Annotated in this window: 13 protein-coding genes; all 13 read right to left on the bottom strand. The window is 40.5% G+C overall.

The genetic code is table 11. The features are described from left to right. Positions 1-16: 16 nt before the first annotated feature. Positions 17-931 (bottom strand): DegT/DnrJ/EryC1/StrS family aminotransferase, encoded by a 915-nt coding sequence (locus tag ACRD7A_RS03065; RefSeq protein WP_430809886.1) that lies wholly within the window; start codon positions 929-931, stop codon positions 17-19. After that, positions 931-1,866 carry a hypothetical protein gene (locus ACRD7A_RS03070; protein WP_430809887.1) on the bottom strand — a complete coding sequence of 312 codons (936 nt, stop codon included), beginning with the start codon at positions 1,864-1,866 and terminating at the stop codon, positions 931-933. Before ACRD7A_RS03070 ends, ACRD7A_RS03065 begins: the two co-directional genes overlap by 1 nt. Positions 1,867-1,868: 2 nt before the next feature. Continuing rightward, entirely contained in the window at positions 1,869-2,291 is a 423-nt protein-coding gene (locus ACRD7A_RS03075; protein ID WP_430809888.1) for a sugar 3,4-ketoisomerase, read from the bottom strand. Then, entirely contained in the window at positions 2,285-2,713 is a 429-nt protein-coding gene (locus ACRD7A_RS03080; protein WP_430809889.1) for a sugar 3,4-ketoisomerase, read from the bottom strand. Before ACRD7A_RS03080 ends, ACRD7A_RS03075 begins: the two co-directional genes overlap by 7 nt. An 11-nt stretch (positions 2,714-2,724) precedes the next feature. Then, complete coding sequence (locus ACRD7A_RS03085) at positions 2,725-5,046, bottom strand: GumC family protein (RefSeq protein ID WP_430809890.1); 2,322 nt, start codon at positions 5,044-5,046, stop codon at positions 2,725-2,727. 158 nt (positions 5,047-5,204) lie between these two features. Continuing rightward, positions 5,205-5,990, bottom strand: a complete 786-nt coding sequence (locus ACRD7A_RS03090; RefSeq protein ID WP_430809891.1) for a polysaccharide biosynthesis/export family protein — start codon at positions 5,988-5,990, stop codon at positions 5,205-5,207. A 169-nt stretch (positions 5,991-6,159) separates the two neighbouring features. Beyond that, positions 6,160-7,056, bottom strand: coding sequence for a TolB-like translocation protein (locus ACRD7A_RS03095; protein ID WP_430809892.1), 897 nt, complete (start codon positions 7,054-7,056; stop codon positions 6,160-6,162). Positions 7,057-7,076: 20 nt separating this feature from the next. After that, a complete protein-coding gene (locus ACRD7A_RS03100) occupies positions 7,077-8,006 on the bottom strand; it encodes a PorP/SprF family type IX secretion system membrane protein (protein WP_430809893.1) in 930 nt (309 codons plus the stop codon). Between the two features lie 5 nt (positions 8,007-8,011). Beyond that, the gene (locus tag ACRD7A_RS03105; protein ID WP_430809894.1) at positions 8,012-8,869 is read right to left on the bottom strand and encodes a T9SS type B sorting domain-containing protein; all 858 of its coding nucleotides are present in this window, start codon (positions 8,867-8,869) and stop codon (positions 8,012-8,014) included. Positions 8,870-9,373: 504 nt separating this feature from the next. After that, positions 9,374-10,216, bottom strand: coding sequence for a hypothetical protein (locus ACRD7A_RS03110; protein ID WP_430809895.1), 843 nt, complete (start codon positions 10,214-10,216; stop codon positions 9,374-9,376). A 168-nt stretch (positions 10,217-10,384) separates the two neighbouring features. After that, positions 10,385-11,341 carry a polysaccharide deacetylase family protein gene (locus ACRD7A_RS03115; RefSeq protein WP_430809896.1) on the bottom strand — a complete coding sequence of 319 codons (957 nt, stop codon included), beginning with the start codon at positions 11,339-11,341 and terminating at the stop codon, positions 10,385-10,387. Positions 11,342-11,351: 10 nt separating this feature from the next. Next, positions 11,352-12,461, bottom strand: coding sequence for a glycosyltransferase family 4 protein (locus tag ACRD7A_RS03120; protein WP_430809897.1), 1,110 nt, complete (start codon positions 12,459-12,461; stop codon positions 11,352-11,354). Between the two features lie 251 nt (positions 12,462-12,712). After that, entirely contained in the window at positions 12,713-14,269 is a 1,557-nt protein-coding gene (locus ACRD7A_RS03125) for a lipopolysaccharide biosynthesis protein (RefSeq protein WP_430809898.1), read from the bottom strand.

Consider the following 14,269-nt stretch of genomic DNA (forward strand, 5'->3'; position numbering starts at 1 on the left):
GGTTCTGTAAGCATTTTTACTTAAATAGAAAGTCCTTAATTATTGCCACAAAATAATCCAAATCCTCTTTCTCCAAAGCCTGATGTACAGGAATAAAGAAGGCCTCTTCACCATAAAACACACTACATTGCACCCCGTGGGCATAAAAATGCTTTTTGAGTTCAGGCAGGTCTATTCCGCTACCTTTGGCTTTGAACATAAATACTCCAGGCATAATTCCCTGTTTCAATTCAAATCGTTCACTAAATCCCATATCATGCAATTCTTGACTAAGATAATTGTAGTTACTAACACGCTTTTCTATTATTTTTTGCCGAGAATCAATATAGTAAGACAATACATTTTTAATATACCTTAATAACTTATCATCTATTTGATAATGCTGTTTAACTGATTTTAAATCATTGGCTACCAAAAGACCACCAACTTGTAGCGGGAAGGTTTTTGGGAAACTGTAAATCACGTAATCGCCAACAGTCCCGGGATCAGCTCCAACGCCTTTGGAAAAAAAAGCGTTGGCACAATCTTCTATAATGGGTAATCCATATTCCTTTAATCTTTCAGGATGATCATACGGGAAGCCAAACTCATGGTTGACAAACAAGACTTTGGTTTCCTGCATAATTTCTCGCGACCAATTACAAAATTTCTCTATCTCCCTGGTTACGCATCCGCTGATGTAAAAATTACCGGATGTAGTTAAAATAGTTACTACATCATCCTTCTGCAAGTTTAAACATTGCAAAGCAAAATTAATGGCTTGTCGCCCATTTTCAGTATAGGTGAACTTTCTTCCATCAAAGCGCTCGTTGAAATACTTATCAATTGTATTGTCATCCGGTAAACAATGATTGATCGCTACATCTTTGGTGCGAAAAGGACCGATACGATAACACGGCAAGCTATATGGGTCAGGGTTAATTATAAACATTAGGACGGATTACTATTCAAAGAAAATGAATATTTTAGGGAAGAAATAGCTTCGTGCGTTTCTTTAAAGCGCAATAACCCAACGTTTGGAATGCTCTGCTCCGTTGATATTCCCAAGTCAACATACTTGTAACTTAGTTCTTTATAATGCTTCCACAAGTTAAATAGCATAAAATCCATAGCACGCAGTGAACGTCCATGCTCATTATCTCCCCAAAAAAGCGCAAATACAATATCGGAATGAAAACGATAAAAAATAGCGGAAGCCACCATTAATCCGTCAGGGGATGTCACTTTAAAAAAATCAACAGCCCATATTTTTTTTACTCGACGTATATCCTCTAAGGTCATGAATATAGGCCGATCATACCTCGCCCTGTTCTGTTTGATGATCCCATAAGCTATTTCCTGTTCCTCCGCAGAAGAGATACTATCAAATACAAGCTTATTTCTCAAAGACTGACGGTAATATTCACGGCTATTTTTCTGTTTGTATCGATTATTAAACAAGCGAAGATCGACCCAACTTGTAATTTCAGGAATTTGATATGTAAAACCACTTCTAACGAATGAGCTAATGCATTTTGCATTAAAAGAAGGCGTGTAAATATCAGGTGGCAATGTTATCTGAAACTGCTCATTTGTATTATCATAGAAATACCTTTTTAAGGAAGAAATAAAAGCATCTATCCTATCTACATAAATATTCTCTTTTTTATAATGAAAACCACCGAAAGGAGCCGAAAAGGGGGATAAAAGATTCTTATCCTTCACCCCAGCTATCAAACCCATTTCAGGTTTATCAACTTCTTCAACCAAACAAACCAGCTCATCTGCTTTAAACCTATTTAATTCAATAAAGCAACTTGTTATAAAAGGATTTCTCTGATCAGGAAAAAGATCGCAGTAGGTGTTATAATCTATTTCAATAAGCATATTTATTGCATTTTATATGCCAAAAAATCTTCATACCCCCGAATATAATCTTCCTCACTATACTTTTGGGATGCCAACACAAAACAAATGGCGCCTGATGAAAAATTGACGATCTCACGCCATATGCCGGGAATTACCATTAGACCAAAATTAGGTCTATTCAGTTGAATGATTTTTTTCTGTTGACCATCGTCAATAATTACATCAAAGCTGCCACTGGCTGCCACTATTAACTGATATAAATTTTTATGGGCATGACCTCCCCGCTCTGAGCCGCCGGGTACATCGTACAAATAATAGATACGCTTCACATCAAAGGGCAAGTCGGCACCATTTTGCACGATGGTAATATTACCGGCAGGATTGTGTATTTTCGGCAATTCCACCACATTACAATTGTGGATGTCGGATACGTAACTTAGCATAGGGTGAGTTTTTTAAAAACTTTAAAATCACGAATATAATCATCAACCTCGTAATTTGTAGAAGCTATGATAACCGCCAATGAGTTGGTAGAGAAGTTCTCAAGTGAGCGCCACATCATCTGCGGCACAAATACGCCACTGTAAGAGCGGTTCAAAGAATATTTATACTCCTTTTCTCCATCGTTTAGTACCACATCAAAACTTCCCGATAAAGCAATAATCAACTCCTGCGTTTTCTTAAAAGCATGACCACCTCGGAGCTGTCCCCCAGGCACATCATAGATCCAATAAACCCGCTTGATTTTAAAAGGAACATGCTCCTGCTCTTCTACAAAAGACAGATTACCCCGTTGATCGAGGAATTTTGGTAATTTAATCAACAAAGGCTTTAGAGCAACATTTGTAGTACGTTCATTAAGCATGCTGAAAAATTTTATGATTTAACACTTACATAAGATTGATACTTTTTACCATATCCATATTTACCATGTTGCTCAATCGTCTCATTTACCACCAGCGATAAATGATCAACACCAAGCGTCTGTATCTCACCAATGGCTTGTGCCATGGCCTTACGGTAAGTATGCCCCATACGAATTACTAGGACATTCGCATCAGCTAATGGCAATAGATGGTGTGTATCTGAAATTAAAGCCACAGGCGCTGAATCAACGACAATAAAATCATAACGCGATTTTAATTGTTCAAACATGGTTTTTGTAGCTTTAGAAGCGGTTAATTCAGATGGATTTGGCGGTACTGGTCCGGCTCCAATAATATCAAGATTAGGGTAATCTGTAGTTTTTATTACTTCGTCTAAGCTATGCTGGCCAATTAAGTAAGTTGAAACACCTTTGTCTTTTTTAATATTAAAAACAGTTTCTGTTTGAGGGTTTCTCAAATCAAACCCGATTAATATCGTCTTCTTCCCTAATAAACTATAAACAGATGCCAGGTTGATAGCTGTTGTTGTTTTACCATCTTCAGGCATTGCAGAACTAATCAAAATCACCGGACTCTTCTGTGTTTTTGAGACAAACTGCAATTTACTACGCACCAAACGATAAGCCTCAGCTATATTTGACTGGGGGTTATCTAAGACCGTCATATTCTTTTTCCCCTTGATGCGAGGAATACTTCCCAACAAAGGCAGCGTTGACAAACTTGAAAGATCCTCTTCTCGCAAACGCTTATTCATGCTAAACAAAATAAAGAGAATGACCATCGGTATTGCCGAACCCAGAAATAAAGCGACGAAGTTAATCATAGTAGGATTGGGCGATACCATTTGACTAAAGGCAATGCTGGCAGGATCCACTACTTCACTGTCAGAACGGTTGGACGCCTTTTGCATCTGCAACTCTGAACGTTTTTCCAGTAAAAACGTATAAAGAGCATCGTTAATCCTGAACTTTCTTTCAATACCTAAAAGCTGCCGCTCAGTAACCGGAAGGGCACTTGCCTGAGCATTGGCGCGTCCGATTTGAGATTGATTTTCTTGCTTGGCAAGGTAATTGGCACGTTTAAGACCGTTAAGCGTCTCTAACAACTCTTGCTTTTTTGTCTTCACCTGCTCTGTTAACAAATTACGCAAAGGGTTCTTATCACCACCACCGGCACTAGATAACTGTGCCTGCAACTCGGCCAACTCGGTAACTAAGGTGGTCAGTGCCTCATCCTCAAGACCCATACTAACTGGTAGCGGCACCTCACCATCCTCATTATTTTCCAAATAAGCAGATAAATAATCGTAATAATTGGCCTCTAGCCGCAAACGGGCACGTTCGTTTTCCAAATCGCTGACCTGAGTAATCAATTGCTGCCCCTGCGCCGACAAATTCATCACACGGCGTGATGAGCGAAATTGCTGCAACTCATTTTCTGTGATCACAAGTGAGTCGGTGATACCTACCAGTTGAGAATTAATAAACTGAATCTGACGATCCGCTTCAGCATTTTTCTTCTCTAGCGATAAATCCTGAAAAACGTCTGTGAGGCTGTTTAAAAAGTCTACATCTCTGGCACGGTTAGTTCCCATCAAACTCAATTCCAAAACAGAACCTGAACGGGATGCAACCCCTACTTGTAACCGATTATTAAAATATCGCACCAGATTCTCCGTATTATACTTGACAAAGCAAAGGGTTACATCCTTATTTTGAATAAACCAATCCGTATTATTACAAATAATCCGAAACCAACCATCACCATAATCCACCTTTTGGCCAAATGTCGCTTGATGGTTATAAGCATCATATTCTGAGATCATTTTATATTCATCATTACCCAAATAAATAACACTAAATTCTACATTCATGGGCAAAGCGCATTTTTCACTGATGACCAGTTCGATAGGAGAATTTTTATAAAGGGGAAGGTTGTTACGTTTTGTCTTGTAATAATACTCCATTTGTAAATCCAGTTTTGCCAGAGCACGACGCGTTAGCTCACGGGAAGTGAGTATCATCATCTGGTTATCGATACTGCGAACTCCGCCCGGCAAACCCATACCCTGCAACAACTCTTCGTTATCGGCTGTGTTTCTATCATCAGCCTCATAAATAAGCACCGATGTAGACACCTGATAAACAGGCAGTGAATGACCAATGAAAAAACGGGCACCCAACAAGGCAATTCCTATACTGATTACAAAAACATACCAGCGTTTGAATATAATTTTAAGAACTAATCCTGGGTCGAGTCCCCAACCATTACCTTTGGTACTCAATTCATTATTTCTTTTTAAACTCTGCATCTCAATTATTTCTGTTCTAACAAGCTAACCCAATACCTAATTCGTTAACGTTCAATTCAATTACTACTTACAGAACAAATGAATTTAACCTTTAGTGGACCTCCCCGCCTACCGGCAACCCTCCTAAAATTCAGGAGGGTAATGCCTTTAACATGGTGTTACTCTCGCTGTGCTTCTATTAAAGCATAAATAACCAATCCCATATTGATTACTCCCAAAGCTAAAGAATAGATAAAGGCATTCATCTGGAAAGTACGACCCCTCAACGGAGGTGCATAAATAATATCATTGGGCATCACGTAGTAATATTCTGAGCTGAGTATACTGCGATCGCGCAGACGAAACTCCTTGATGACGGGTCCGAATTCTGTGGGACGTATCAGTTGTATCTTCATCCGATCACTATAATCACTCAAATCGCCTCCCAACGAAAGCGCCTCAAAAATAGTAACGCGATCCTTCTCCAGGCGGTAGCGCCCCGGATTATTGAACTCACCAATAAGGCTGATGGTATTATTAACTAAACGCACGCGTATAGCGGCATCTTTCACATAACTTTTAAAAGCTTCATCTAGCTTAGCGCTGATCTCTTCAACTGTATCGCCGGCAACCAAAATCTTACCTACATATGGAATTTTGATATAGCCACGCGCATCAACCGGGTAACTAATAAAAACTGCAGATTCCTCACTTATTGTTCCTTCTCCCGCCGAGGCATTAAACATCTCCGACCAGCGAGGATCAGGTGTCACCACATTGATATAAAGATAGTCATAGGGCTTCACCTCATAGTCGGCAGGCGTTACGTGGTTTATCAACTCACTTAACTCCCTAGATAAGTCAGCATCGGGCTGGAGATAAGTCAGCTTTTTCTTAGATACACAGGAACTTATAGTGAACACAGCTATCAATACAAATAAAAATCTGGTATGGGATGTTCTCATTATATTTGCTTTACGCGGTGAATTTCTCGTTTCAAATTTATCTTAGCTGCATGCTTGTATTACAACCTTAGTAGCCGAGGGAGATGTGATTAACAAACTTGTTTTAAATGGCTCAAAAACTGTTTATACTGCACTCATTAACTCTTGACGACAATTAACTAAGGGTTTACTAATAATCATATTCAAACTGAAAAATATCAAAATTGCCCAGTCGATTGGATGAAAAATAGCCCAGGTGATCGATGGCATCTATAAACACCCCAATCTCATCGTACTCGGTGTTAATGGGTGCACTCAAAGCCATAGGAGTTGTCCATTTATCATTGTTACTGGTTGTCACAAAAATATCTTTACCTCCATATCCTTGGTGTCCATCTGATGAAAAGTAAAGCTCACCGCCTCGACTCAGAAAGGGATATATCTCATTGCCCGCGGTGTTAATAGTACTCCCCAGATTAACCGGATCAGACCAATGACCGTGTTGGTAATACGAAACATATAAATCCATTCCCCCGTAGCCTCCCGGCTTATCAGACGCAAAGAATATACGCTGACCGTCATGAGAAAGACAGGGAGTTGTTACATTGAACCAATCATTACTTAAGGCAGCCTCCTGTATATTAAACCACTCCCCTTTATGGTTATCTGCTGAAAAAATTCCGAGCTTATTTAATTGTGCATGTCCACTTCCTTTTGCCGGATCCACATTTAGGTTGCGGGAAAATAATATATACTGATAATCAGCACCAAAAGTAACCGGACCATCATTAAAAGCTGTTGTTAAAGCCTTTGAAAAAAGCCTCACAAATCTTTTTCGATTCTTTTTATCCAAGCTGATCTGAAAAATATTTAGTGGCTCTCCTTGATTGCCGCCAACATTTTTTACAAAATTTGAATAACTACGATTGCTGCAAAAAATCAACATATTTTGGAAGCGTACAGGAGCAATTTCATCATAGCGATCGCTGCAAAATTCCAGCTTTGAAACACGATAGTGCGCTTCCTGTCCAAAAACAGGCAAAACAAGTAAAGAAGACAAAAATAATAATATCAAAAATCTATTCATACTGTGGTTCACGATACTCTTCAATAATCTAAAGGACTTATTGCATCGGCTTTAAAGCGCAGTGTATATTTAATCATCACCTCGTGTGAGGCTGCAGCATAACGTGCCAAACGACTTAACTCATGATGATATATGTATCCGAAATCCAGTTGATTTGTCACCTTTAACCGAAGCAATGCGCTTAACGAACGCTCATAACGGTAGGAGGCACCCAGCCATAGAAAACTTCGGTAGGCAAATAGCGCATTGGCATCAAACTGCCATTTTGTTTCATCAGGGATGTTAGCATAACGCAGCAGCACCGATGGTTCAATGGAAAAATCATTGGAAAACCTAAGTTCTGTGCCAGCATGCAGCAAATAATTAGCGTACTTCAACTGATCATATACCTCATAAGCTTCTTTCTCCGGCAAATAACGGTGATTAACTAATGAAGGAATAGACAAACCAACAAAAAAGGAAGGATGTGCATAATTTACTCCAAAACTAACGACCGGTAGCGCAAATATTTTTTCGTTCTGCAAATAATAATTATCGTCAGGATGCAGCGCCACAAGTTGTGAATAGTCCGTATTACTAAACTTCACCCCTCCTCCAATTCCCAGGGAAAGTATGCCCTTTGCGGTATAAACACGGTAGGCATAAGAAAGAAACACCTGATTATCGGTAGTTACTCCTATCTTATCGTGTGTCAGCATCAGACCGAGTCCTACCTTGCGCTTAAAGAAAGGAGCATCAGCACTAATATTAATACCCGATGGCGCCCCATCCATCCCCGCCCACTGCTTATTATAAAAGGCAAACACATTCAAGGCCTCCTCCGCTCCTGCCATGGCCGGATTAATGGATACGGGATTTAGCAAGTACTGCGAATTATCCGCATTTAACTGTGCCTTGGCTGTCAATAAAAGCCCACCATAAACAATGACAAGAAAGATGCTTTTTCTCAAAAAAATCATTTATTAATTACAAAAAATCCGGAAAAGGGCTGTCTGCGGGCAGATGCCTTGATGGAATAAAAATACGTTCCGTTGGGCAGTAACTGCCCACGTTGATCTGTGCCTCGCCACTCATTGTTATATGCGTTATTACGGTACATCTCCACGCCACGACGATCAAAAACAATAAACTCAACGGTACCCAGCGATTCAATGCCCTCCAGAAAAAAATAGTCGTTTTTACCATCGCCGTTGGGCGATAGAAAACCCGGCACCTTCAAATCATTAACGACAAGGGTTACATAATCAAAACTCGATGGACAGGCTTCATTGCTTACCGTCCAGCGAAACACATTGGTGCCTATGCCGAGGTTACGAACAAGCGTTTTTGATTGATTCGGGTTTGTGACAATTCCACTGCCTTCGAATAACTCCCATATTCCGGACTCACCACTTGACAGTATGCGGGCATTTAATTCGTAATCAAATTTATAGTTTAGCACTGTATCGCGACCGGCATACGCCAAAGGAGGTGCTAATACGGTGATAAAATCCTGCTCAATCCGATAGGTTTCGCCCTTATCGGTAAGTGTTAGCGTAACAGTCTTTTTTCCGGGTGTTTCGTAACTCACCGTCACAGAACCTGCTTCATCTGAACTTGCCGGGCTTGCCAATTCGCCAAACTCCCAATAATAAACAGCTTCGGTCGAAGCTCCTTGTGTAAGATTATAAAAGGTGAGATCTGAATTGGTGCATACTGTAGAATCATTGGCACTAAAATTAACGACTTGCGCCGGCGCTGATATAACAGCCAAACCATAGCAGCATAAGCACAGGAAGTAAGTTAAAAGATACTGGTATGAAGAAGTATTCATCAAAATTTTATTGACAGTATAATATAGAACTGTTTATCAACCACTTGCCCAAAACCTCAACACCAATTTATCACAAGATAATGAAGGCTTTCGGCACGCTGCCGCCTGGTCAGTCCCACCCTTTAGAGTGACTAACAACGGCGAAAAGAGGTATCATAAAGGGCTTACGCAATTTTAGCGCAACTTCCTTGAATGATTAATTTATGTTTTTATTTCTTAATAATCCCTATTCTAAAGTAATAAAAATACCTTACTATAAGAACCTAATTTGATCAACTTACAATATGCTTATACAAGCGCATGACTTTTTACACACAAACAGTTACAGTGGAGCTGCAAGCTTTAAAAGTAAGATTTCAAGTGATACTATTGCAAGCTTGCCTTTATCCCACTAACGCCAGATATGTTAATACTTGTTTAAATCGAGCGCAAAAAAAGTAGGCGACGAGTCGCCTACTCAATAATGATTCTACAATATTTTTACTACCAATCGGTGTAACAAATTTAATTTCCGGAATAACCCATCGGATACTCTTGCCAGTCTTCGGGAGGAATAGCTCCTTCATCGTCAAGATAGGCAGGGTATGTACCTTCAGGCATAAGCGGTATGGAATTGATGTAATCTATTTGCTCTTGTGTCAAATCACCATCACCATCTGTAAGCGTCCACAATGCTTCCTGCAGGTTCTCACTTATTTCATCATACTTGGCAAGGTCTTCAGCCGCCATGGCCTTTAATTCGTATTGATGAGCGGAAGTACCATAGTAAAACTCCTTATTGATCTTTCGCCATCCCAGGCGCTGAAAAAAGCGCTTCATTACCGGTGAGCTTGTAACTCCCTTCACCTTATATGTGACAGATGTATCTGACCCTGACCGACCACGATTAATACAAAATACTTCCAAAATAATATCACGTGTTTGATTGGCACGCAACCAGATGGGTGTCCAGCACATAAGCATACCATGTTGATATGCAGGGTCGGAAACTTCAAAGACCAAGCCTCGTGGCAACCAGCAGCAACGACCATAATCTTTCACATTGGTGATCGTCAATTTTATCTTAATAAAGCGCCCCGATCCATAAGAATTGAACCATCCCGAACCACTTTTAAGAGCCGCTGTACTTGGTACATAAGATTTAACTCCCGCATTTGATGATCCATAGTTTACTCCTATACCATCACCTATCACAAAACCCTCAGGAGCCTGATAATCTTCTACTACCTGCAATACACCTTCGGCAGTACCCATGCCAGGTATTTCTCCTGCCTGTTCTTCATCACTACTACAGCCCGCAAAACTCATCATTAGGGCAATCACAATAAGGTTAAAAGTATACTTCATAGCGTCAAAATTTACTAGTTTCTAATTTGAACAAACGATAACTCTTACTTCCACTTATCGCCTGTTTATTATCTTGCTAAATTCCAGCAAAAAACAATCAATGTCAATTATTTTATGACGAATGTTGAGCAGAACTAGTTAAACGCAGAGTAAACAATGGGCAATATTTTACTCAAAGCCATAAAACCATTTTCTTACTACCCAATTTCCTTTGGGAGTCAGATGAAAACGGGGAATAGAAAGAGGATCTTCACCTTGCGTAACAAAACCGGCCGCAGTAGTAAAGCCCAGTTGATAGCCATGTTTAACCAGCATCTGCCTACTCTTGTCTGAGTAATCTAGCAAAGTACCATTAGGATAGGCAAAAGTCACTGGGTGCTCATCCAAATACCGCAATGGGTGCATCAGCTCTTCATCTAAACGGTAGGCAGGCTGTTGAGCATGATGAATCAAATGTCGACTACCATGCGCCCCCAGATGTACGAGCGGATGAGCTGCCAGCTGCTGCATTTCACCCCCAGTAAGCAACTGATCATTGTTGTATTTCTCATATAATTCAGTCCACTGCGCTTGACTGAGCATCTCAACAGCTGTTTTAAGTAATACCTGCCCTTCTGCAAAGGGCAAATATTTAAAATGATTAACCACAAAATCAGCAGCCTGCTTGCGTGTTAATCCTTTTTTTAGCTGAAAAGTACTGCGACTATAAAACCGATGCAAAGCAGCCTTGGAAGCATATTGAAAAGCACAACGAATATAAAAAGATGGCATACGCTCCCCGTCTTCAATTAATCCGGTACTTACAAATACACTAAATGGAATATTATATGCCTCCATAATGGGCAACAGCGTTGTCAGGTTGTTTCGATATCCATCGTCGAAGGTAAAATGCACCCATGACCTTTGGGCTTTAAAACCAACACGACTAAGCTGCCATAAATCATCCATGCTAATAAAATCCACACCCATTCGTTTCCAGTAGTGCAATAAATCAACAAAATCCGCCTCTAAAATATGAAGGCGCTCGATATAACTATCCTGCCTCTTGGGAGCTACACCGTGCCCAAAATACACAAATCCTTTTCTTGAAAATCGAATTAACAAACGTGCCAGTCTTTCCTTCATTGTTCAAATTTCAGATGCCTCTATTCCTATACAGCAAGACCTGATATATATCATTATATTGCTGAGCGATGCTTGACCAGCGATAATTTGCCATTAGCCTGGAATAAGCAGCTTTGCATTTTTCCTCCATGCGCTTAGGGGTCTTAAGATAATTATCTAAGGTACTTGCGAGGTCAGCAACATCATCAACGCGAAAATATTCCACCTCATCATTACTAAAAATAGCTTTATTGGCAGGTATATCACTGCAAATAAGTGGTGTTCGCATCATTGCTACTTCTAATAGCATCATGGACATGGCTTCTGTTGATGAGGGAAAAACAAATACCTGCGCTTTTTTTACATAAGCCATCAGCAAGGCCTTGTCTTTTATCATGCCAAGAAATTCAACATTTAGGTGTTTGCGATAGGACAATAAGCTTTGTCCATAGGCCTCCAGCTGTGTGTAATCGCCTACAATAAGCACCTTTCCCTTATACTTCATACGAGTTAGCGCCTCCAGAAAAATATGACAACCTTTGAGGGGAATGATACGACCTGCTGCGAACATAATATAGTGGTCGTCAGATGGCAGAGCAGCAACAGCCTGATTCGGGTTCACACCATTGGGTATATAATGGGAGCGATGGGCGGGTACATTCCTAACCCGTCTGTGTTCGGGTTGGGACACAAAAGTGATGTGATTGGCAAAGCGAAACATAAGTTGCTCAGTTATTCGAAAAAACACCCGCATGCCACGTCCCCATTTATCCATTTGGTAGGTGCGACCGTGGTGAGTAGCCACTACTTTATAACGCAAACGAAGCAGGGGCACAATATAGCCAATATCAATCTGGTGGGTATGCACCAAGTCGTAGTTGCCAAATAAAAGGGCGTGTAAAGCCCCAACAAGATTATAGTAAAATATATTGAACTTGTGAGGTAAAAACTTTTTAAAGATAAACAAGCGTACCCCCTCATAGGGTCGCCGATTGGATGCATGAGACTCTGTGGCATAAACAGTAAATCGATATTCGTTACCTAGCACTTGCACCAGGTTTTCGCCAACAGTAGCCGTTCCTCCGATAGCCGGAAAGCCTTTAAGGCCGAATAATGCAATATGGGGTTTTGGGTGATTCATGGAGCTTAATCAGTAGTGAGTGGTGAGATCCGAGTAATAGGAAATTTCCATAGTCGTAAATAACAATACATTAATAATTGGGCATTTAATCTGCTCACCTTAGTAATTTGATAAATCTTTAACATTGCAGATGCATTTAACAGTTTCATCCTCCTCCCCACTACGTGGGACTCCTCCTTTGAAAGGAGGAGAGTGAGTCAAATCCATACCCCTCTGAACTTCAAAAGATTACAGATGGATGCAATTATTATTTAGATGCGCTTGCCCCGAAACTCCCTGGTCAAGCCCACCATTCTATCCCATATACGGGCCACGCTGACATTCGACCGCATGGTTTTGACGAAAAGCTCGGTTTCTTTGATATTTAGGGGATGAAAACGAATGATGAACCATCCGAAGTAAATAATAAACAGTGTGCTCTTGATCATCCACATAGCAAGACCCTGCGCTATATAGCTCATTGGAAAAAAGAGCATGAGCGCAAGCAATATCAAAAGTCCATAACGGCTGAATATTTTCAGATCATACCTAATTATACAACCCCGCCTAAACAACCAAAACATAAATAAATTCTTAACCAGCTCGCCAATTACCGTAGCCAATGCCACCCCCACAACACCCATGGATTTCATGAGGCCAACACCCAGTATGAGGCTTAACACCACCACAACGCGCGATAGCAAAACGATTTGCAAACGCTCTTTCAGCTGTATCAGCATAATTAATGGATAGAAAACACCGTTGGTTAACAAGCCCAGAAGAATCAGTGTCGTTACCCAATAGGCCTCTGCATATTTATCACCAAACAGATGATAAATAAAGTCGGAGCCAAAAAGTAAAAAATATAAAAAGGGCAGAATAAACAGGGGCAGAAGCACTTTCACGGTATAATTATATACACGGTTCAGCACCTCGTCACTGGCATTATCATCATACTTTTTAAAGAAAACCGGCTTCACCACCGATTCAAACTCACGGATGGGCAACAGCTTATAGCACATCTCATATATTTTTACGGAAAAACCGTAAATACCTACACTATAAGGATTAGACAAAGCCGCCACGATGTAGGTATCGCTGGTACGACCAATCATACCGGCCCCCAACTCAGTGAGTATTGAATACAGCCAGAAACGCCGTATGCGTCGCTGCAAACCCAACTGAGGCCTTACATCCGGCTCTCGCTTTAGGCTTCGCAAACTCATAACAATAAAAAGGAGTACAACAAGTACATAAATCAATGACAGACAAGCATCGATGCTCAACAGCCAGTTTACATCAAGGCGCTTAAGTAGGATAATATAAGCAGTACTTCGAAACAGAGTGATAAGCACATTAAGCACTGCCATCTTCTTATGCAAGAGCAAGGCCATCAGTACAACCTCAGCCAAATGACGCAGTGAATAAAATAATACAAACAGTATAAAAAAGTAGAGATGACTGCCGAAATCCGGGATATTGAAGAAAGCCGCCAACTGAACCTGAAAAGCAAGCACTGAAACCAGCATTATCACAACCAATAACAAGGCTATGCCCACAGCAATTCGCAATAACTTACCAATGGCACCGGAAGCCGATTTTTCTTTTAAACCGGGAATAAAACGCAAGAAAACATGCTTCAGTGGACTGGTAACCAGCAACTGAAAGATGGCAAAAAGACCAAACAACAGCACGTAGGTACCATATACATTTACCTCCAGCTTGCGCAGTACAAGTATGGAAGCCAGCATTCCCAGGGCCTGCACAATTAGCTTGGCCATGTACAGCCAGATGGTATTTTCGAGCAGTATCTTTTTATTATCACTCAT

Source organism: Carboxylicivirga longa (assembly GCF_050589825.1).
GTDB classification, from domain to species: domain Bacteria; phylum Bacteroidota; class Bacteroidia; order Bacteroidales; family Marinilabiliaceae; genus Carboxylicivirga; species Carboxylicivirga longa.